Annotated in this window: 13 protein-coding genes; 12 read left to right on the plus strand and 1 reads right to left on the minus strand. The window is 52.0% G+C overall.

The genetic code is table 11. The features are described 5' to 3' along the window. The first annotated feature begins 7 nt into the window (after positions 1–7). From ACGHM3_RS05990 to hemN, 11 genes are all read left to right on the plus strand, one after another. Positions 8–3,121 (plus strand): efflux RND transporter permease subunit, encoded by a 3,114-nt coding sequence (locus ACGHM3_RS05990; RefSeq protein WP_345421256.1) that lies wholly within the window; start codon positions 8–10, stop codon positions 3,119–3,121. A gap of 78 nt (positions 3,122–3,199) precedes the next feature. Further along, positions 3,200–4,933 (plus strand): gamma-glutamyltransferase, encoded by a 1,734-nt coding sequence (gene ggt / locus ACGHM3_RS05995; protein ID WP_345421253.1) that lies wholly within the window; start codon positions 3,200–3,202, stop codon positions 4,931–4,933. Between the two features lie 19 nt (positions 4,934–4,952). Continuing rightward, a complete protein-coding gene (locus ACGHM3_RS06000) occupies positions 4,953–6,293 on the plus strand; it encodes a dipeptidase (RefSeq protein WP_345421250.1) in 1,341 nt (446 codons plus the stop codon). A 75-nt stretch (positions 6,294–6,368) separates the two neighbouring features. Continuing rightward, the gene (locus ACGHM3_RS06005) at positions 6,369–7,091 is read left to right on the plus strand and encodes a YebC/PmpR family DNA-binding transcriptional regulator (protein WP_345421246.1); all 723 of its coding nucleotides are present in this window, start codon (positions 6,369–6,371) and stop codon (positions 7,089–7,091) included. A gap of 492 nt (positions 7,092–7,583) precedes the next feature. After that, positions 7,584–12,647, plus strand: coding sequence for an EAL domain-containing protein (locus ACGHM3_RS06010; RefSeq protein ID WP_345421243.1), 5,064 nt, complete (start codon positions 7,584–7,586; stop codon positions 12,645–12,647). A gap of 293 nt (positions 12,648–12,940) precedes the next feature. After that, the gene (locus ACGHM3_RS06015; protein WP_345421240.1) at positions 12,941–13,924 is read left to right on the plus strand and encodes an aldo/keto reductase; all 984 of its coding nucleotides are present in this window, start codon (positions 12,941–12,943) and stop codon (positions 13,922–13,924) included. A 10-nt stretch (positions 13,925–13,934) separates the two neighbouring features. Continuing rightward, positions 13,935–14,609: a flavodoxin gene (locus tag ACGHM3_RS06020; protein ID WP_345421237.1), complete on the plus strand. Its 675-nt coding sequence runs from the start codon at positions 13,935–13,937 to the stop codon at positions 14,607–14,609. 88 nt (positions 14,610–14,697) lie between these two features. Continuing rightward, the gene (locus ACGHM3_RS06025) at positions 14,698–16,437 is read left to right on the plus strand and encodes a thioredoxin family protein (RefSeq protein WP_345421234.1); all 1,740 of its coding nucleotides are present in this window, start codon (positions 14,698–14,700) and stop codon (positions 16,435–16,437) included. Positions 16,438–16,546: 109 nt separating this feature from the next. Continuing rightward, positions 16,547–17,104, plus strand: coding sequence for a LemA family protein (locus ACGHM3_RS06030; RefSeq protein WP_345421231.1), 558 nt, complete (start codon positions 16,547–16,549; stop codon positions 17,102–17,104). Between the two features lie 15 nt (positions 17,105–17,119). Further along, positions 17,120–17,980 (plus strand): neutral zinc metallopeptidase, encoded by an 861-nt coding sequence (locus ACGHM3_RS06035; RefSeq protein WP_345421228.1) that lies wholly within the window; start codon positions 17,120–17,122, stop codon positions 17,978–17,980. Positions 17,981–18,153: 173 nt separating this feature from the next. Then, complete coding sequence (gene hemN, locus ACGHM3_RS06040; RefSeq protein WP_345421225.1) at positions 18,154–19,560, plus strand: oxygen-independent coproporphyrinogen III oxidase; 1,407 nt, start codon at positions 18,154–18,156, stop codon at positions 19,558–19,560. Between the two features lie 8 nt (positions 19,561–19,568). Here the strand turns inward: hemN and ACGHM3_RS06045 are convergent, their stop codons facing one another. Beyond that, positions 19,569–21,092 (minus strand): alkaline phosphatase D family protein, encoded by a 1,524-nt coding sequence (locus tag ACGHM3_RS06045; protein WP_345421222.1) that lies wholly within the window; start codon positions 21,090–21,092, stop codon positions 19,569–19,571. Positions 21,093–21,188: 96 nt separating this feature from the next. On the opposite strand from ACGHM3_RS06045, the gene ACGHM3_RS06050 reads away from it, so the two are divergent. After that, positions 21,189–21,650, plus strand: coding sequence for a hypothetical protein (locus ACGHM3_RS06050; protein ID WP_345421220.1), 462 nt, complete (start codon positions 21,189–21,191; stop codon positions 21,648–21,650). Positions 21,651–21,850: the final 200 nt, after the last annotated feature.

The raw sequence follows: 21,850 nt of genomic DNA on the forward strand, positions 1-21,850 counted from the left end.
GGCCCGTATGGTACTTTCTGACGTTTGCATTAAGCGCCCCGTATTTGCCTCGGTGATCGCGCTGCTCATTGCCGTGTTTGGGCTATTTGCCTATTCCCAGTTATCCACCCGCGAATACCCTGACATCGCTCCGGCGGAGGTTTCGGTAACCACGGAATACCCCGGTGCCGCGGCGGATATTGTGGAAAACCGAATCACCCAGGTATTGGAGAGCGAGCTGTCCGGTATTGAAGGCATCAAAGTAATGCGCTCGCGCAGTATTGATGGCCGCTCCAACATTAATTTGGAATTCGACCTAAGCCGAGATATCGACCAAGCCGCCAACGATGTGCGTGATTACGTCTCGCGCGTGCGCCGCCGTTTGCCGGAGGAAGCCGAAGACCCGCAAATTAATAAAGCCGATAGCGATGGCCGGCCTATTATCTTTATCAGTTTGATGTCTGATACCTGGAACATGATGGAGTTATCAGACTACGCCGAGCGCTACGTCAAAGACCGATTTAGCGTTATTCCCGGGGTGTCCTCGGTGAACATTTTCGGCGGTGGCAATCCCTCCATGCGCATTTGGATTGATAAGCACAAGTTGATTGCCCGCAACCTAACGGTGTTGGATGTCGTCAACGCCTTGCAGCGAGAAAACATCGAATTGCCCGCAGGCAGAATTGACTCTGTGACACGGGAGTTTCCGGTGCGCATTGCGCGCAATTATCAAACCGAACAGGATTTTCGTAACCTAGTGGTGGCCACCGGCGGTGACGGGCACTTGGTGCGCCTCAGCGAGGTGGCCGATGTACGGCTAGACCGGGAAAATATGCGCCGGGTGTTCCGCGTTAACGGCCAGGACAGCATGGCCATCGGTATTTTAAAGCAATCCACCGCCAACACGGTGGAGGTGTTGGACGGCATCCACAAAGAGATGCAAAGCATCGCCCAAAGCTTGCCGCCGGGCGTAGACATTAAAGCCTCGGGGGATGCCTCGGAATTTATTCGCGCCGCCATCAGCAACGTTTACAGCACCATTTTGGCCACCATTGCTTTAGTGGCTTTTGTGCTCTGGTTATTTTTAGGCAACTGGCGAGCGTTGCTCATTCCCGTGGTGTGTATTCCTCTGTCCCTGGCCGGGTCCTTCGTTGCCCTGTGGATGTTTGGGTATTCCATTAATCTCATTACCCTGCTGGCCATGGTGCTGTCCATTGGTATGGTGGTGGATGACGCCATTGTAGTGTTAGAAAATATTCACCGGCGGGTGGAAGATGGCGAACCGCCCTTACTGGCCGCCTATTATGGCGCGCGCCAAGTGGGGTTTGCGGTAATAGCCACCACCTTGGTGTTGATCGCCGTGTTTGTACCCATCGGTTTTTTACAGGATAACACCGGCCAAATTTTCTCTGAGTTAGCCGTGGCCATTGGCTCCGCCGTTATTTTTTCTACGCTGTTGGCCCTCACCATGGTGCCCATGATGTGCAGCAAACTGTTGCACAAAGGCGACAGCAACAATTGGGTTGTGCGCACGGTTGAGCGCGGCATGGCCGGTATGAGCCGGCAGTACGAGCGCAGTTTACGCAGCTCGCTTAAATTTAAAATGCTGCCGCTGTTGCTGGCCGTCAGTGCTCTCGTAAGTGCCTATTATCTCTACGCAAACTTGCAGCAAGAATACGCCCCCTCGGAAGACCAGGGCACCTTATTTGCGATTATTAAAGCCGAAGAGGGCACCAACACCCGCAAAATGAGCCAAATCATCGATGACTTGTACGAGCCCATCGTTAACAAAGTTGAATCCGGTGATATTACCCGGGCGCTGTTTGTGTCGCCATTTTTTGGTTCGCTAAACCCGAATACCTCCTTTGCACGGTTGAGCTTTATTAATTGGGACGAGCGCGATTACAGCGTGTTTGATGCGCAACAAGAAATTGCCGGCGCTTGGTCTGGCATACCGGGGATTCGCCCCATGGTGTTTGTGCCCAACGGCTTAAGCCGGGGTGGCGGTAGCTCGCCGGTGGAGTTTGTGATTCAAGGCGATACCTATGAGAATCTTACTCAATGGCGCGACCTTGTGATGGCAAAAGCGCGTGACAGCGGCTTATTTACCACTATTAATTCAGACCTCAACGAAACCCAGCAGCAGATACACGTCAGTGTAGATAAAAACCGGGCGGCGGCGTTGGGTGTTTCTGTGGCCGATATTGGCCAAACCTTGCAGGCCATGATGGCCGAGCAAGAAATCTCGCAATACGTTTTCGACGGTCTGGAATACCCGGTCATTATGGCGGTGCAGGACAACCAGCGTGATACCAGTGAAGATATCACCAATACCTACGTGCGCTCTAACACCACCGGTGATTTAATTTCGTTAGCCAACTTGGTTTATCTCGAAAACCGTGCCGATATTCCCTCCTTAGAACGTTACAACCGCCTACGGGCAGTGACCATTAGCGCGGGCTTAGCACCCGGCGTGAGCTTGGATCAGGGCCTTAGCTTTTTAGAGCAAGTGGTGATTGACGAGCTGCCGCACCAGGCCAAGGTGGATTACAAGGGCGAATCACTGGAATTTAAGGAAGCCTCCGGCGGCACCCTGTTTATTTTTGGTTTCGCCCTGCTGATTTTATTTTTGGTGATGGCTGCGCAATTTGAAAGTTTCGTGCACCCCACGGTGATTATGTTCACCGTGCCTCTGGCCATAGCCGGTGGCTTGTTTGGCCTGTGGGTAACCCAATCCAGTTTTAATATCTTTAGCCAGGTGGGCTTTTTGATGTTGATAGGTATTGCCACTAAAAATGGCATTTTGCTGGTTGAGTTTATTAACCAAATGCGAGATGAGGGCAAAGCTTTTGGTGAGGCCATTATCACTGCCTGCCAAATGCGTTTGCGCCCAGTGTTAATGACCACTGTCTCCACCGTGGTTGGAGCCATACCACTGATCATGGCCGCCGGCCCGGGTGAGGCCAGCCGTAACGTGCTGGGTGTGGTGGTGTTGTTTGGTGTGGCCATTGCCGCGTTGTTGACTTTGTACGTGGTGCCCGGTTTTTACCAGTTGCTGGCCCGTCGCACGCAATCGCCGGAGGCTGTGGCCAAGGAGCTTGCACAATTGCAAACTAACCACGCGGTTGCCAAAGAGATATAGTGTCTCTGTGGAATGCAGAACACAGCTAAGCCAAAACTTGTTTAGCCTAAACTTACTAAACCCGTAAAGGATTGATGAATGTTAGCCAGGCCGTTTCGCAGTATATCTCTCGTTGTTGGTTGTTCTTTTTTTGTTGCCAGTTGTGGCACTCAGCTCCAACAAACAGAAACCAGCCACAGCTTCAGTAACGCACAGCCCACGGGCTTGGTGGCCGAGCATGCTGCAGTGGTTTCGGCGCGGCAGGAAGTATCTGATATCGGCTTGGCCGTATTGCAAAACGGCGGCAACGCCTTTGATGCCATGGTAGCCGTAGAAATGGCCCTGGCTGTGGCTTACCCCTTTGCCGGCAGCCCCGGCGGTGGCGGCTTTGTGGTGTATCGCCAAGCTAACGGTGATGTCGGCGCGTTGGATTTTAGAGAAAAAGCGCCAGCGGCTGCCCACCGTGATATGTACTTGGACGAAAACGGTGACGTCATCAATGGCATGAGCCGAGACGGGGCTACCGCAGTGGGCGTGCCCGGCACCATTGCGGGTATTTTTGCCATAAACGAAAAACTCGGCACCAAGCCCATGGCTGAGCTGTTACAACCGGTGATTGAATTGGCGGAGCAGGGCGTGGTAGTTACCCCCTATCAAGCTGGGCGATTGGCCGACTCGCGGGAAAAAATCACCAGCATCAGTGGCCCCAGTTCTAAATTTTCACAGGCCTACAGCGCCGGCGATGTTATTAAACGTCCGCACCTTGCACAAACCCTACGCAAATTAGCCAGTGGCGGCAGAGACGAATTCTACAAAGGCGAAACGGCGAAAAAAATCGCCCGCTTCATTCAGGTCAATGGTGGTTATATCACTGAGCAAGATCTCGCTAACTATCAAGTTGCTTGGCGTGAGCCGGTACAGTTTAGCTACAAGGGCTTGGATATTATTTCCATGAGCCCACCCTCCAGCGGTGGTATTACGCTGCAACAAATTATGGCCATGATAGAACCCTTTAATGTGGGCCAATACGATCACAACAGTTTGCCTGTGGTGCAGGTGTTAACCGAGGCTGAGCGCCGCGCCTACGCCGATCGCAATCACTTTTTGGGCGACCCAGATTTTGTTGAGATTCCCTACACTCAATTGACCGGCTCCAATTATCTGAGCCAACGCATGGCCAGTTTCAGCTTTGACACTGCCACAAAATCCAGTGACGTAGCCCACGGCGCAATTGAAGTTGTAGAGAGCAACGAAACCACCCATTACTCCATTGTTGATCAGTACGGCAACGCAGTGGCCGCCACCATTACCATTAATGGTGCCTACGGCTCTAAATTGTACAGCGATGAATTGGGCTTTTTCTTTAACAACGAAATGGACGATTTCAGCGCTAAGCCCGGCGTGCCGAACATGTTTGGTTTAACCGGCAGCGAGGCCAACAGCATTGCGGCTGGCAAACGCATGCTCAGTTCCATGACGCCAACCATTGCCTTAAAAGACGGCGAGTTATTTATGGTGTTGGGTGCGCCCGGCGGCTCCACCATTATTACTTCGGTGTTGCAGACGTTGATCAATGTGTACGAGTTTGGCTACAGCATGCAAGCCGCGGTTAACGCACCGCGTTTCCATCACCAGTGGTTGCCCGATGCCATATTATTTGAAACCGAAGGCTTTGACCCGGCTTTAATGCCGCAGTTGGAGGCCAAAGGCTACAACGTTATGCAGGGGCGTTCGCCGGTGATTGGTAAAGTGGATGCCATACTGCGGCTGGACGATGGCCGTTTAGAAACTGGAGCCGATAAGCGTGGCGATGACGCCGCTGCTGTTTATTAATTTTGCCAGGGGTAATTACATGGAATTGTTAACGGCCAACGCGGCTAACAAAAAGATCGCACTCAGTGTTTTTGTGGCCATGGCTTTAATGGCCTGCGAACCCAAGGCGGATGAATCGGCTGATACCAAAGCGCCTCCTGTGGCTGAGGTTGCTTCAGCACAGAGCGCCCAAGCACAGAGCGCACCAGCCCAGGCGCAGCCACCGCAAAGCGCCGGTGAGATTCACGCGGCGGCGGTTACCATTGATACTCACATTGATATTCCCCTAAGCCTGGGTACGGAAGCGGCGGATTTTCGCAGCGATGGCCCCATGCAGGTGGATTTGCCTAAAATGCGCGCCGGCGGGTTGGACGCTGGCTTTTTTATTGTCTATGTCGGCCAAGGCCCGTTGAACGAGGCCGGTTATCAAGAGGCCTACGCCGAGGCCCAGCGTAAATTTGAAGCCATTGAGCGCATGGTGAGTAACAGCCCGGACGACATCGCCCTGGTAACCTCGCCGGCCCAATTAAAAGCGGCCTTAGCGCAGGGCAAGTTGGCCGCCGCCATCGGCGTGGAAAACGCCTATCCACTGGGCCCAGATTACCAGCACCTGCAAGAATTCTACGATCGCGGCGCTCGTTATATTTCCCTCACGCACTTTGGCCACAACCATTTTGGCGACAGCTCCGCCGCTAAGGGCGAGCAAGGCGGCGTAGCAGAGCCGGTGAGCCATGGCCTCAGTGAAAAAGGCCTCGCCTTGATAGATCAAATGAACCGTCTGGGCATTATGGTGGACGTCTCCCATACGTCGAAGGAATCCACACTGGCGGCGGTGGAGCGCTCCAAAGCTCCGGTGATTGCCTCCCATTCCGGGGTAAAGGCGCTCTACGATCATCCGCGCAATTTATCCGATGAAGAGATCAAGGCCATTGCCGCCAAAGGCGGAGTGATGCAAATCGTGGCCTTTGACAGCTACATGCGCGACGTGAGCGATGACAATAAAGCCGCCGTCGCTGCCATCCGCGAAGAGATGGGGCTAACCGCAGCGGATTGGTACAAAACCGCCAGCCAGGCCACCATTGGAGGCTTTCGCAAGGCCGTTGCCGCCCTCAACAGCCAATTCCCCCGCGCCAGCGTGGCCGACCTGGTGGACGGCATTGACTACGTGGTCAAGCTGGTGGGCATTGATTACGTCGGTATCGCGTCGGATTTCGGCGGTGGCGGCGGTGTTCAGGGCTGGGATAGCATCGATCAGAGCCAAGCCATCACCGAAGAGCTGGTTAACCGAGGCTACACCTACCCACAGATTGAACAAATCTGGGGCGGAAATCTGTTACGTGTTTGGCAACAGGTGGAAGATTCGGCCCAAACCGCCCTGTAAACCTCGCTCACCGGTTCACAGGCAGGGTGGCCTTGGGTAGAATCCCCGCTTTCTAATGAAGAGACGAGGCATGCAATGGGAAGAGCCTTCCAGAACCGCAAAGAATCCATGGCCAAAACCTCAGACGCCAAGGCTAAGGTTTACAGCCGTTATGGCCGCGAGATTTACGTCTGTGCCAAAACCGGTGGCGTAGAGCCAGACGGTAACCTGGCTCTGCGCAGCCTGATGGATCGCGCTAAAAAAGATCAAGTGCCCAGCCACGTGATTGATAAGGCCCTGGATAAAGCCAAGGGCGGCGCTGGCGAAGACTATAGCCCCGCGCGCTACGAGGGCTTTGGCCCCGGCAATTGCATGGTGATCGTTGAATGCCTCACCGATAACCCCAACCGAACCTTTGGCGATGTGCGCCAGTGCTTCACCAAGTGTAAATGCAAAATTGGCAGCCAGGGCAGTGTGGCCCACATGTTCGACCACAGCGGTATTCTGGTGTACGCCGGTGACGACGAAGAGGCTGCCCTAGAGGCGCTTATGGAAGCCGATGTTGAAGTTAGCGACATAGAGTGTGAAGACGGCAAAATCACCGTATTTGTGCCCAACACCGAGCATTACAAAGCCAAAACTGCCCTAACAGACGCCTTTGGCGAAATCGACTTCGATGTCGACGAAATTCAATTTGTACCCAAAGAGTCCACCCCGGTGGCCGGCGATGACGTAGAAGTCTTCGATAAATTTATGGGTATGCTCAACGATTGCGACGATGTGCAAAATATTTATCACAACGCGGAGTTGCCAGCGTAATTCGCGCTAAAGTTGTTTGTACAAACTTGGGGGTTTGCGCTCCCATGTTTTTGTTAGCATCCAAGATCTTCTGTTCCTCACTCCGTCAGTACCCTAGCGAATTCTTGTAGTAAAACCACCCGCTAAGCTCGCGCTATACTGCTTTTCTTCATATATTTCCCGATTCTTTATAACGTAACTACCTGTGTGGCTGGCACTTTGGATGACTGTCCGTGCATTTGCGCGTTTATCCTAGGAATGCGGCACCAGCTCAATCCCTTGCTACACTAATTAAGAATGTTGGAATGATCGATATTTTTGTCACCAAGCTTTTGGCATTGGCCAATGCAGTGACAATGGTAGTACCAGCCAGGGCTAATGTATTTGGTGGGCCCAGCGAGAACGATAAATAAAGTGATGTTTGGCGCGCGGAGGCGCTAAAGCGCACACAGGGTGGTGACCACGTAGGATGTTCTGTAAAAACTCATTGTTTGCTTTTGGGGAGAGGTTCGCTTGCTAGACCGATTCCAGAGCACCGTAGCCAATAGAAGTCTGTTCGTACGCCTGTTAATGGCCGTGCTGCTGGTAACTATTGCCGCTCATTTGGTGCTGATAAGCTTTACCCTCAGAATCAACCTCACCGATCTGGAGCGCAATCTAGAGCATCGAACGCAAGACATAGGCGCCATCATTGAACAAGTGGTGGTGCAGGGCGGCACCGGCACTCCAGCCAATTTTAGCGCCGAAATTAACTCCGCATTGCAGCGCCTACTATACATTGATCATATCCGCGTCACCGACAGCCAAGGCGTAGTGCGCTATCAAAGTGATACACCAACTCCACCATCCTTTGCGCCGCAGTGGTTTATCAATTGGCTGGATTTGGAAGGTACCGAGGGTACCATTGATCTCACCACGCAAAATTCCATGCAAATCAACTTTAAGGTCAGTGCCAGCCCTTACTACGATGCCCTATGGCGCAGTGTCACCCGTCTATTGGTGTTACTCACCAGTGCCGCCTGTGTGGTGTTTGCTGTGGCTTGGTGGGTGTTGCGCAGAACACTAAAACCACTGCATCAATTGGATGATGCTGCGCAATCCATTGCGCAGGGCGATTTAACAGTGCGCTTACCGTCGGTGGGTGCACACAGTGATCTTCGGCCAACTTTCTCGGCGTTCAACAACATGGCCGAAGAAACAGAGCGCTTGGTAACGACGCTGCATCAGCGGCAGTCCACCATCACCACATTATTCAAAGATGCGCCGGTGGGAATCGTGCGCATGAACCTCGATGACGACCGAGTTTCGGTCAACCCGGCTATGATGCGTTATGCCGGTATTGACCAAGAGCAGGTATCCGCCGAAGCGCTGGTCAATAACTTTCATCCGGAAGACCGGGCCAAGCTACCTAAGGACTGGCGCCGTTACCTAGCCGAGCACGCCCACACGCATTTTGTTCATCGCCAATTGGATAAGCAAGGCGAGTATCGCTGGGTACAAACCAGCATCATAAAAATCAATGCGGATGATCATGGTGGCCGAGAATTCGTTGCCTTTTTAACCGATATCACCAAAGAGCTTACCCATAAGCAAAATTCAGAACGCAGCGCCAGCTTTTACCAAACCTTGTCCGACATTAATTCTGCCATTGTTAACTCGGCCAACCGGGAAGAATTGTTCCGCGTAGTGGGTGAGATCTTTGTGCAAGCCGGTGGTTTTTGTATTTCATCCTTTGCCATGCCCGACGATGAACCCGGATATTATCGCAGTACCTTAATGTATCTATCGTCGGCTGAGAGCAATACAGTAGAAGAGCTGTTTACGCGGTTTCACAGCGATGAACATTTGGCTGGTAGTCTCAGTGCCAAAGCCATTACGACGGGCAAGCCGCTGGTAGACAACGACTTTAAGGTGGTCTTCCATGGAAGTGATGCATTAGATCAAACCACGATAAGCCAAATTCGAGCCGCCATGGTGGTGCCCATTCGCTGTTACGGTGAGAACGTGGCAGCACTGTGCGTAGCATCACCAGAGCGGGATTATTTCTCTGCCGATATTCAAGAATACGTGGAAAAGATCGGCGCTAATATTTCCCACGCACTGGACAACTTTGCCCGTCAGAATGCGTTACAAACTACTCTTACACTGGCGGAACAAAGCGAGCAACAATTAACGACGACGCTGCGCAGTATCGGCGATGCCATTTTTGTTACCGATGCCGTAGGCCGTATCACCATGATGAATTCCGCCGCAGAATCGATGACGGGCTTCAGCGAGGAAGCGGCCCAGGGATTGTTGGCAAGCGACGTCGTACACTGGCTAGACGTAGAAGAAAGTAGCGCGCCGGGCAAATCTTCCATCGTCGATGAGGTCATTACAAGGGGCACCCAGGTGTCGCACCACGAACAAGAGTATTTGTTGAACCAAGACGGGGTGAAATTACCCATTGCACAAACCGGAGCGCCACTGCGCTACGGCATCGGCGATCAAGTGGATGGAGTGGTCTTGGTGGTGCGCGACCAAAGCAAAGACGTGCAAGTGAGAGAAGCCCTACGCAAGGGCGAGTCACGCAACGCGACGCTGATCGAAACGCTACCCATTGGTGTGTTTATTTTTGAGGCGGAAACCAAGCAATTTTTTATCAACGGAGAACTGCGCCGAATCCTCAAATTGTGGAAGCGCCAGGTCACCATCCACGACGTTGAAAACCTAGTACACCCAGATGACATCCACGCCCTTCGGCACTATTTTCAACTGGCAGCGGAGCGCGCCGAGACTGTAATCACCGACTACTATCGCTATCGCTGTGAGGATGGCTCTATCATTTGGGCCAAAATGCGCCTCACGCCCACTTTGGATGAGTCTGGCCGAGTATTGAGTATGGTGGGCGGCGTGCTCGATGTCACCGCAGAACGCGAGCACCTGCATAAAATTCAAACGCTCTCCACCATGTACGCCACGCTCAGCCGTGTTAATTATCTGGTGGTGACCGCTACCGAGCAGTCGCCATTACTGCACGATGTGGCTGAAACCATCTCCAAAGTACCCGGCTTTGATCAAGTCGGGTTCTATTCTTTTGATAATGGACAAATAAACCAACGGCTTAAATTCGGCGCGCTAGGGGCTGATTTTGACGGCCGCGAAAGCAGCCCAATGGATTTGTCGTTAACTAAATCCATAGAATCCACTTTGCGATTTAGCGCGCAAGAGATTGATCAAAAGAGTGGTGTTGTTAACGATTGTTTGTCGGATTCCCGTTTTAGCGAAGGCATTAAAGATTACTGCTTAAGCCGAGATATCAACGCTGCCTTGGCTTTACCGATAAAGCAATCCGGTCAGGATTTTGGCTCCATATTAATTCTTTCTAAACAGCCCGATATCTTCACCCAGCAGGTGCAAGAACTGGTAGAAGAAATCAGCGGAGTGGTATCGTTTGCGTTAACTCAGTTACACAATGATGAGAAAAAACGCCAAGCTGAGCTGGAGCTTACCCGTAACGAGGAGCGACTACGGCTCGGTTTAAGCGTAACGCACACTGGCATGTTCGAAATTAATTTTGTCACCGGTAAAGTGATTTTGGATGATGTCAGCCGTGGCTTATCGGGCCTGACGCAATCCGAGGCCGAGTGCTCTATCAACACTTTTTACCGCGCCTTACCCCAGGAGCTTAAAGACGCCATTGAGAGTGCCGCCTTGGGTGTATCGAACAACCATAGAGCAAAAGATACGTTCTCCTTGGATGCGCGTATTTACCAGGGCGATGAAAGCTCCCGTTGGCTAAGAATGTACGGTGCAATCACCGCAGAACGCACACCATTGGATGAGCCTGTGCGTCTGTTAGGTTTTATATCGGATATCACACATCTAAAAGAGCAAGAAGACAAAGAATACTTGGCGGCCACGGTTTTTGACAAAAGCAACGAATCCATTTTGATTTTGGGTGAAAACCGAAAAGTCATTATGGCCAATCAAGCGTTTTGCGACGCCTATGGCTATGAGCTGGATGAAGTGATAGACCAAACGTCCAACATATTCCGTTCCGACCAACACAATGATGCTTTCTACCGCGACATTCACAGCAGCATAAAGCAAACTGGCAGCTGGCACGGAGAATGGTGGCGTAAGCGTAAAGGTGGCCAGGAGTACCCAGCTCTGGCGGTAATATCTGCCGTTTGTGATTCCTCTGGTACTATCACACACCAAGTGATTCAAGAGATGGATATCTCGGATCAAAAAGAAGCTGAGCAACGCATCAGTAACTTAGCCTACCACGACGAACTAACCAATTTGCCTAACCGCAGCCTGCTGCGTGATCGCGTGGAGCAGGCCATTGCGGTTTCTGAGCGCGAAGAAGAAACCATGGCCCTGCTATTCTTGGACTTGGATCATTTCAAAAATATCAATGACTCCTTGGGCCATGCGGTGGGAGATTTACTACTGCAAGAAGTGGCCAATCGGCTGCAGCGGTCCATTCGCAAATCCGATACCGTGGGCCGTTTGGGTGGCGACGAATTTTTGATGTTACTGCCAGATGCGGATGCCGACGACGCGGCCCATGTGGCGCAAAAGGTGTTGGAAGAGTGCATCAAACCCTACGAATTGGATAACCACAACCTAGCCGTAACGCCCAGTATTGGCATTGCCATGTTCCCGCGCGACGGCTCGGATTACAACGAGCTATTGAAAAAAGCCGATACCGCCATGTACCGGGCAAAAGACGAAGGCCGTAACGGCTATCGCTTCTTTACGCCAGAGATGAACCAAGCGGTGTTCCAGCGTATGGTTTTGGAGAGCAGATTACGCAAGGCGGTGGAAAAACAAGAGTTTGAGTTGCATTACCAACCGAAATACTCCATTGATGGGCAACAGTTGGTTGGTGCTGAGGCACTTATTCGCTGGCACCAACCAGAAATGGGCATGGTATCTCCGGCGCAATTTATCCCGGTGGCAGAGGACTCCGGTTTAATTGTGGAAATAGGCCATTGGGTGCTGCACGAAGCCTGCCGTCAAATTAATGAGTGGCGCAGTCAGTCCTTGCCGTCCATCAAGGTCTCCATCAACTTCTCAACTCGGCAGTTTAAATCCCGTGGGGTAGAGCAGTCGGTGTTCGACGCGCTAGAGCAACACAACCTGCCTGGAGAATGCTTAGAGATCGAAATTACCGAAAGCCTTTTGGCCCAGGATATGGACAACACTTTAAAATCGTTAAAAACTCTGAAACAGCGCGGCATTGATATTTCAGTGGATGACTTTGGCACTGGCTATTCCAGTTTGTCTTACCTTAAGCGTTTTCCCATTGACCGACTCAAGATTGACCAGTCTTTTGTGCGAGATTTAGAAAGCGAATCCGATGACCGAGCCATCGCCTCGGCGGTGATTACCATGGGCCATAGCCTGGGTATGAAAGTGATTGCTGAAGGCGTAGAAACTGAAGAGCAACTGGGCATTCTGCAAGCCATGGACTGCGATGAAGTGCAGGGCTACTACCTCGGCCGCCCCATGGACGCCGACGCCATGACCGGGGTTATGCAACGCTATCAAGCGGCGTTGGCCAGCCGCTGTGTAGCGCTAAAATAGGCGGTAACCTAACGCCCTGATCCTTCGGGGCGCTGCACATTATTGTCTGGGCTTTAATGTTTGGTAATACTGTTTGGTACTACAGTCTGCTATCTGACAATCTCTCTCGCTATTTCAAGTCTCTTTTTCCTTGCATCTCTCTTCTTGACTACCTCCGTGTTGGTTTTATCCATTACCGCTATTCATAGGTCTACCCACGTCTATGGGACTAATCACGGGTTGGGTTCGTTGTTAAGCTAGTGCCTAAGATATACCTAATGCAAGTTAGCCCGCTGCCGCGGGGGAGAAGGAAAATGAAAACACGCCAGTTAGGAGCATCCGGTTTAACGGTTTCAGAATTAGGTCTAGGTTGTATGGGGTTGAGTTTTGGTTACGGCCCTGCCACCGATAAAAGCGAGGCCATTAAATTAATCCGCCGTGCGGTAGAATTGGGAGTCACTTTTTTTGATACCGCGGAAACCTATGGCCCGTTTATAAATGAAGATGTGGTTGGCGAGGCGCTAAAACCGGTGCGAGACCAAGTGGTAATTGCCACCAAATTCGGTTTTAAAAATGGCAATGTGGTAGAAGGTTTTGACAGTAGCCCGAAACAAATTCGCAGGGCCGTGGAAGGATGCCTAAAGCGCCTACGCACGGATCGAATTGACCTGCTCTATCAACATCGGGTAGACCCAAACGTACCCATGGAAGAGGTGGCCGGTACGGTAAAGCAGTTGGTGGGCGAGGGCAAAGTAAAACATTTTGGTTTATCCGAGGCGGGCGTAGAGAGTATCCGCCGGGCTCACAGTGTATTGCCTGTGGCTGCGGTACAAAGTGAATATTCGCTGTGGTGGCGAGAGCCAGAAACAAGCATCTTCCCAGTGCTGCAGGAACTCGGTATTGGTTTTGTCCCCTTCAGTCCGTTGGGTAAAGGTTTTTTAACCGGTGCCATCGATCAAAACACCCAGTTCGAAAGCACCGACTTCCGCAACACGGTGCCGCGTTTCGATAGCGAGCATCGCGCTGCCAACCAAGCTTTGGTGGATTTATTGAAACAGATGGCCAGTGCTAAGGGGATCACTCCGGCACAGTTAGCGTTGGCATGGGTGCAGGTACAAGCGCCTTGGATTGTTCCTATTCCGGGCACCACCAAGCTGCACCGCTTGGAGGAAAACCTAGGTGCCGCAACAGTGGACTTGAGCGATGCAGACAAGCAGAAAATTGCCTCTATTTTGGCGCAAGCTCCGGTGCAGGGTGATCGCTACGCAGCCCGCGCCCAAAAGATGATTAACCGGTAAGGAGCCGATCGTGTGGCAGTCGATATCGTTAGGGTTTTTAGGCCAGTTAATGGCATTGATACTGTACAGCGCAGCAATCAATGCCAGCGACAGCCCGGTAGCCAATGGATCAAGCACAAAGGGCGAAGCACCTAACCGCGAAAAGACGCTAAAGCAGCCAATGAACACCGCAATTATTTATTTAACGCGCACCGGCAATACCGAAGCCGTGGCCAAGATGATTCAACAAGAGATAGGCGGCGACCTGATTGAACTGCGGCCCGCGCAGTCGTACCCCAGTGATTACCAAGCCCACGTAGATCAAGTGGATGAGGAAAATGATCTTGGCTTTTTACCGCCTTTGGCCAACGACCTTGCAGGGCTGGCGCAGTACGAACGGCTATTCTTAGGCTATCCCACCTGGGATATGACGTTACCGCCGCCTTTTAAAACCTTGCTCAGCCAAGGGGATTTTAGCGGTAAAACCATCCTTCCCTTTAACACCAATGCCGGTTTTGGCGCCGGCGATAGCGTTGCTGTGATCAACCAATTGTGCAGTGACTGCCGGGTTAAAAAAGCACTGATTGTGGAAGGCGGCTACGAGCGCAAGGGCATAATGTTGGCTATACAGGGCGCCCGGGAGCAAGAGGTACAAGCACAGGTAAAGGATTGGCTCAAGGAAACCGCAGGAGAGAGCAGGCCCTAGGGTTTCAAGCAACCTGCTACACAGGCCAGTTTGGCGTATGTCTGCTAATATCAGGGGGTCCTGTTAGTAGAAGTTGAGTTAGCCCATTATGCGTTTGGTTGCGTGCCCCCGTATTGTGATCAGCCTAGTGATCTGCGCACTGTGTGCCTGTACGGAGCAAAAGTCCGTAGCGCCAAACGAGCCCGGTGAGCAGAAAGCCGAATATCAAAACCAAACCGAGCTCTCTCAAGCCCAGCAACCTCAAGCCCAGCAGTCCCCAACGGTACCAAGCCCAGCAGAGGAACCGTTGCCGGCGCAACCAGACTCCAGCCCGGCACTAAGCCCAGCCGGGCCCGCTGCAGACTCAGAATTCAACGATGCCCTAACGCTCAGTAAAATCCACTGGTACGAAGGCCAGGTTCAGGCGGCGTTTGACGAAGCCAAGCAAGCCAACAAGCCGTTGTTTTTGTACTGGGGAGCCGTGTGGTGCCCGCCCTGTGAAGAGATTAAACAGACGGTATTTAAGAGCCTGGATTTTATAACCCAGTCTCGCCTTTTTATCCCGGTGTATTTGGATGGCGATTCCCAACGAGCGCAAACTTGGGGCGAAACCTTTGCCGTAAAAGGTTACCCCACAATGATCGTGTTTAACCCCCAAGGTGAAGAAATTACCCGTATTCCTGGAGGCATAGATATTAGTCAATACAACCAAGTGCTGGCGCGCAGCCTAGAAGCCATGCGGCCCACCTCGGAGCTGCTTACCCTAGCGTTAACTCGCGGTACCTCTCGGTTAACGGCCCAGGATTTCTCTCAGATTGCCTACTATTCTTGGTGGCAAAAAAATTTACCAGAAAACATTTTGGTATCCGCATCAACGTTATCCAAATTAGCTCACTTAGCTGAGGAAAAGGGCAACCGTCTGGCCGCCGATCGACTGCAATTACAAGCGTTGATTTTAGGCTACGAAAACGAACAAAACCTCTCCCCGGAAGATGCGCAAAACGTGCATAAATATCTCTCTGTGTTATTGGCTGATCGGCACCGAGTGATTGCCAATTTAGATTTATTAATCTTTTGGTCGGAGGAGATCCTCAGTGTCATTGCCGAGCCCGGCGAAGAGCGCGCCCAGTTGGTGATGCGTTGGGTAGCCGGCATGAAGGCCGTGCGTTACGACCAGCGCCTTTCTCACCCGGAGCAAATAGGCACTTGGTACCCAGAACTGTATTTTTATTGGATGGACAACCCCGAGGCAACAAGCCTGGAAACTGCCGACCTGCAGGATTTACTGCAGCACATCAACCGGCTGGATAAATCCACCCAGGGCAGCGCGCGGCAAGCCTATGTGAACCGCGCCTACCAGGTATTGCTGGCCGCGCGGTTGCCGGCCCAGGCAGAGTACATGCTGCAGCAAGAGATTAAAAACTCGCACCAACCCTATTATTTTATGAGTAGCCTGGCCCAGCTGGCGCGAGATCAGGGCAACAGCGACCTGGCCATCCACTGGTTGCAAAAAGCCTACGAGGCCGCCCATGGCCATGCCACCAGGTTTCAGTGGGGGGTAGAGTACATCACCGGTGTGTTGACCATGCAGCCTGAGCAAACCCGGGTTATAGACCAGGGCATTGATAGCCTGCTGGCCACCATGGAACAACCTCAGGATGTTTTCGCCGGGCGCAATTTTCGGCGGTTAAACACCCTTTTGGCCGCAATAGAACAGTGGCCCAGCCGGGAGGCCAGCACCGCAGTGATGGCATTTTACGATTCTTTACGTAGAGCCTGTAAAGCCAGCCGGCGGGATTCTATCGCCCGGCAAAACTGTCGTACTCTTGATGTGATCACCAATAGCTAGATTACATTATCCTGTGTAATTTTACGCAAATCCCAGGCCTGTGCTTCTCAGCGCCGGTTTGAATCGTGTACTCTAGGTCCGCTGTTTAGGACTCTAGGAGTGTTTGCGTATGTCGGACTTCATGCCATTTATAATTTTTGCCATCATTGTGCCGCTGTTTTGGGCAGTATCCACCTATAACCGCTTTATTAAATACACCAACATGATTGAAGAAGGTTGGAGCATTATTGATGTTGCGTTAAAACGCCGTGCTAATCTCATCCCCAAATTGGTCAGTGCAGTGAGTGGTTACAGCCAGCACGAGACCGATACCTTGAAAAACGTAACGGCTCAACGCCTGGCTACCGACGACCGCAGTGAGCGCACCAAGGAAGAATCCGAGGTTTCCCGTGGTTTAGGTAATTTATTGGCGGTGGCAGAAAATTACCCAGAACTCAAAGCCAGCCAAAACTTTTTAGAGTTGCAAAAAGCGTTAAACCAAGTAGAGGCCGAAGTCGCTTCCTCCCGCAACACCTTCAACCAGCGTATTCGCCAGTTAAACACGTTGGTACAGCAGTTTCCCAGTAATATCATTGCCTCTATTTTTAACTTTAAGCGAGACGAGTACTTTCAGCTGGAGTTAGCAACAGAGCGTGAAGTACCGGAAACACCGTGGGATAGAAAATAGTAAAAGGGATAAACCATGCGTTGGCAGAGAACTCGCAGAAGCAGTAACGTAGAAGACCGTCGCCGAGGCGGCGGTAAAGTGGGTGGCAAAGGCCTATTGGGCGGTGGCATTGGCACCATCGTCATTGCCTTGGTGGCCATGTATTTTGGCGTTGACCCGCAGTTAATCAACAGCCTAGTGGGCGGGCTAGAGGGCGGTACCGCCAGCCAATCTACAGCCAGTGAACCCATCCCTACCAACGACCCCCAGGCGCAATTTGTGGCTGCAGTGCTTGGTGATACCGAAACCACCTGGCACGAAATCTTTGCCGCCAACAATGCCCGCTACCAGGAGCCGAAGCTGGTACTGTTTAGCGGTGCTGTGCGCTCAGCGTGCGGCCACGCGCAAGCGGCTATGGGGCCGTTTTACTGCCCCGGCGACAAAAAGGTGTACATTGATTTAAGCTTCTTCCGGGATTTGGCCAACAAGTACCAAGCACCGGGTGATTTTGCCCAGGCCTACGTCATTGCCCACGAAGTTGGCCACCACATTCAAACACTGCTGGGGATTTCCTCCCGCGTTCATATGCAAAAGCAGCAGGTGAGCAAAACCCAGGCAAATGCGTTATCGGTTAAGCAAGAGCTGCAAGCCGATTGCTTCGCCGGCGTTTGGGCGCACTACGCTAAAAACAAGCGCGATTTATTAGAGCCCGGTGATTTAGAAGAGGGTTTAAAAGCGGCATCAGCCGTAGGCGATGACCGCCTACAAAAACAAGCCCAGGGCTACGTGGTGCCAGAGAGCTTTACCCATGGCAGCTCCGAGCAACGTATGCAGTGGTTCCAAGTGGGCTTTAAAGCCGGCGATCTTAACCGCTGTGATACCTTTACCAAAATGTAGTTTTACGAATATGTAGCTATACCAAATGTAGCTATCGATCTGAAACGGCAAATTTACCGTTTCAGCGCCGCACATAAGCCCGATTCGGCACCCCAACGAAACGGGCTTGATGCCAATCAATATCCCCCATTGCACCAGCCCTATAATGCCAAATTTTCTACGAGTGATTGGTTATGTCTTGTGCAACCGTTCTTTGGAACGCCGATCTTATTCACCGTTACGACCTGGCCGGGCCAAGGTACACCTCCTACCCAACCGCACCGCAGTTTGTTGAGGGCTACCCTCAATCCGAAGTGGACAACGCCATCGCCCGCAGTAACCAAGCCGGCCGGCCGCTGTCGCTTTACTTTCATATTCCGTTCTGCGACACCATCTGCTACTACTGCGGTTGCAACAAAATTGTGACGGCCAATAAACGCAGGGCGCAGCCCTATCTAAACGCGTTACACAAAGAAATTGCGTTGCGCGCGCAGCAGGTGGAAAGCCACCGGCCGGTGAATCAATTACACTGGGGTGGTGGAACGCCAACGTTTATCAGTGACGACGAAAAGCGCGAGCTAATGCGAGTCACCGCCGAGCATTTTAATTTGGCCGGCGATGACAGCGGTGAGTATTCCATTGAAATTCACCCCGGTGGCTTGGCGTTGGATAGCCTAGGCGTATTGCGAGAGATAGGCTTCAATCGGTTGAGCATGGGGGTGCAGGATTTCAACCCCCAGGTTCAAATGGCCGTAAATCGCTTTAACTCGGTGGAGGAAGTGGCGGCGCTGGCGCAACGGGCCAAAAGCGAAGGCTTTTTATCACTGAGCATGGATTTAATTTATGGCCTGCCACACCAAAGTGTGGCCACCATGACCGAGACCTTGCAGCATATTATTGCGCTAGACCCAGAGCGGCTATCGCTATTTAACTACGCGCACATGCCGCATCTGTTTAAAAGCCAAAAGCAAATTGACGAATCCGGCTTGCCCAGTGCCCAGGAAAAACTGGCTATCTTAAAATCCGCCATCGGCCAATTGCAGGCCGCGGACTATGTTTATGTGGGCATGGATCATTTCGCTAAACCCTGTGATGATCTGGTAGTTGCACAGCGCCAAGGCACGTTGCAGCGCAACTTTCAGGGCTATGCCACCCATGGTAATTGTGATTTGCTCGCCTTTGGTGTGTCGTCCATCAGTGCTGTGGATTCCATCTTTGCGCAAAACCACAAAGATATCCCCAGTTACGTGAATGCGCTTAGCCAAGGCACACTGCCGGTAGCCAAAGGGCTTAGCCTCAATCAAGAAGATTTATTGCGCCGAGCGGTTATCAATCAATTGATTTGCCAATTCGAATGTGACTTTGCAACGATCAGTGAGCAATGGAAGATTAATTTTGAGCAGCATTTTGCACAAGAGCTGGCACAACTGAAGCCCATGATAAACGATGGGTTAATTTTGCTTACCGAGCATGGCCTTAGGGTTACCGATCAGGGGCGGTTATTAATTCGCCGTATTTGTATGGTATTTGATGAATACCTATCGCCGGGTAAAGCCGCCGCGCAACAGAGCCTGCGCGCGCGCTACTCAAAAATTCTGTAACCGCTTGGTTACAGAAACTCGGAGCGAAACTTACACACCGGCTCGCCATGTTCGTTGCTATAAAGCATAAATTGCAGTTGCGGTGCGCCGGTTTCTTTATTGCGGGTAATTTCCACAATGCCCATATTCATATCTCCGCAGGGGTTGCTCTTGTCATCGTCTACGCCGGGCAATAACTGAACCTTGGCGTGTGGCCCGGTTTTTACGTGCAGTGTGCGTTTTGTGCGAATAATCAAACTCGATAAAAATTGAATCACCTTGCCGGTGTCGTGGGTGATACCGCTGGAAATAAACTGGTACAAATTAGGCGGTTGGTCTTCCCAGCTAATGCTGTGCACACAGCCAATATGAATATCGCCGCTGAGTAACACCATTTTTTGCTCGGGGTAATCTCGCTGATGCTGGTGCAGCATGGCTGCGATCAAGTCTCTATCGTGGCGGTGGCCGCGAGTGGACCAGCGGTCGGAGAAGTCTTCTCCCTCTGGCGTTATGCGGGCCGCCAAGCGGGTGAGCGGCTTTGGCAAGTGCACCAAAGGCACGGATAACACTAAAAATAAAAATTCTTTATCGCCGTTGTTGGCCAGGTACTGTTTTAAATCTTCCAGTTGTTGGCTGCTAACGATGCGAGGGCTATCACCCACCCGGCGATTGGAGCGTATATCCAAAAAGTAGGTGCCAATGCTGCCGAACTCGCTGGCAAAATCGAAACTCGGTGGCGGTACTTGGCTGGGGTGATGAATTAGCGAACCCTGGTAATCCACAAACGCCTGGAAGGCGCCTTGCCGAAAGTTCTGCCATTGTGGCTGATTGTGCTCAATGGCTGAGCCCCAGTTATCGATAATATCGTGGTCATCAATGGCGGGGTAACAGGCGTAGTTGGCCAATAATTTTTTCCACCCGGGCACATTCCAAAAGTGGCGATAGCGCTGGTGAAATAATTGGCGAACCTCCTCGGCGCTGCATTCCAATATGGTTTGTTTGCCCTCTGGGGCGACGGTTTTAAAATAGTCATCATCAAACAAAGACATGGTGCCGGGCATGTCAGAGTACATTTGATCGCCACCCATAATGACCTGATCCACCTGGTGCTGTTCAAGCACCTTGTGCATGGCGGTGAGCATGTCTTCCGAAGACGAGCGAATATCACCATTATTTTCAAATGGTTGGTGGCAGCTCATTAAGGCCAGGCTAAACTTTTCGGGTTCGCAGTCATCGCTGGCGGCGGTGCGAAAGCTGCCTTGGGCCAATACCTGGCCTTGCTCATCACACAGTTTTAGCCAATAACGTTGGCTGGCTTGCAGGGGCTCAAGAATCTCACTGCCGGTGTAATCCGCCAGGTCATCACTTACGGTGACAGCCAGTTGGCCATCGCATTGGCTGGAATCTTCCAGTCCCCAGCGCAGCTCAAAGCGGCCGGTACTACCGGTGCGGTACCAGGCCCGAATATTGGTGGCGTTGGTTGCGCCAATGGCCAGTGTAGATTCTAGGGGCGGGTTGGAAAAATGTTGCGGTTTGATGGCGGCGCGCTCCAATAACAGCCATTGATTGCGAGTTTGCCAGGGGCATTACTCAATGAAGTGACAGTGTACGATATACTGAAACAAATCAGGGTTATAAGTTCCGGGTATATGATTGATATCTACTGCGAGCGCAACGGGCCGGCGTTTTGGTCGGAGCCGGTGAACGCGTTGACTAATTTGTCTTTTTTCGCGGCTTTTTTATTGTTGGTCCCGGTGCTACGCCGGCACTGGCCCGCACTGAGTAACGCCAACCGAGTGGTTAGCATGGTGTTGATGGTTTTGCTGCTGGCCATCTGCATTGGTAGCTTCGCCTTTCATACGCTCGCCTCGAAGCCCGCTATGCTGGCCGACATCATTCCTATTTCGTTATTCCAATTGGTGTTTCTGGCGGCCTATATGCGCTTAGCCATGGGGTTGGGTAGGCTTAAAGTGATTGCTGCAATGTCGGCATTTTTTGCTTGTGGTGCACTGTGCAGTGCACTGCCTATTGCGTTAAACGGCTCTCAGACCTACATCGCCGCACTGGTATTTTTGTCCATACTCGCGACGTCGCACTATGGTCACAGCTAGCGTCATCCTAAGGCCCTGTGGTTGGCCGTGGCCTGCTTTACGCTGGCATTGTGCTTCCGTACCCTAGACTCGCTGGTATGCCCGCTGTGGCCCCTGGGGCTGCACTTTCTCTGGCATCTGACCAATGGCGTGGTGCTGTATCTGTGCGTTCAGGCCTATCTTGATCGGGTTTCAAGCGATACGTTTAAATAGTAGTCTAA

Origin of the sequence: Halioxenophilus aromaticivorans (genome assembly GCF_042850945.1) — a bacterium.
GTDB lineage: Bacteria > Pseudomonadota > Gammaproteobacteria > Pseudomonadales > Cellvibrionaceae > Halioxenophilus > Halioxenophilus aromaticivorans.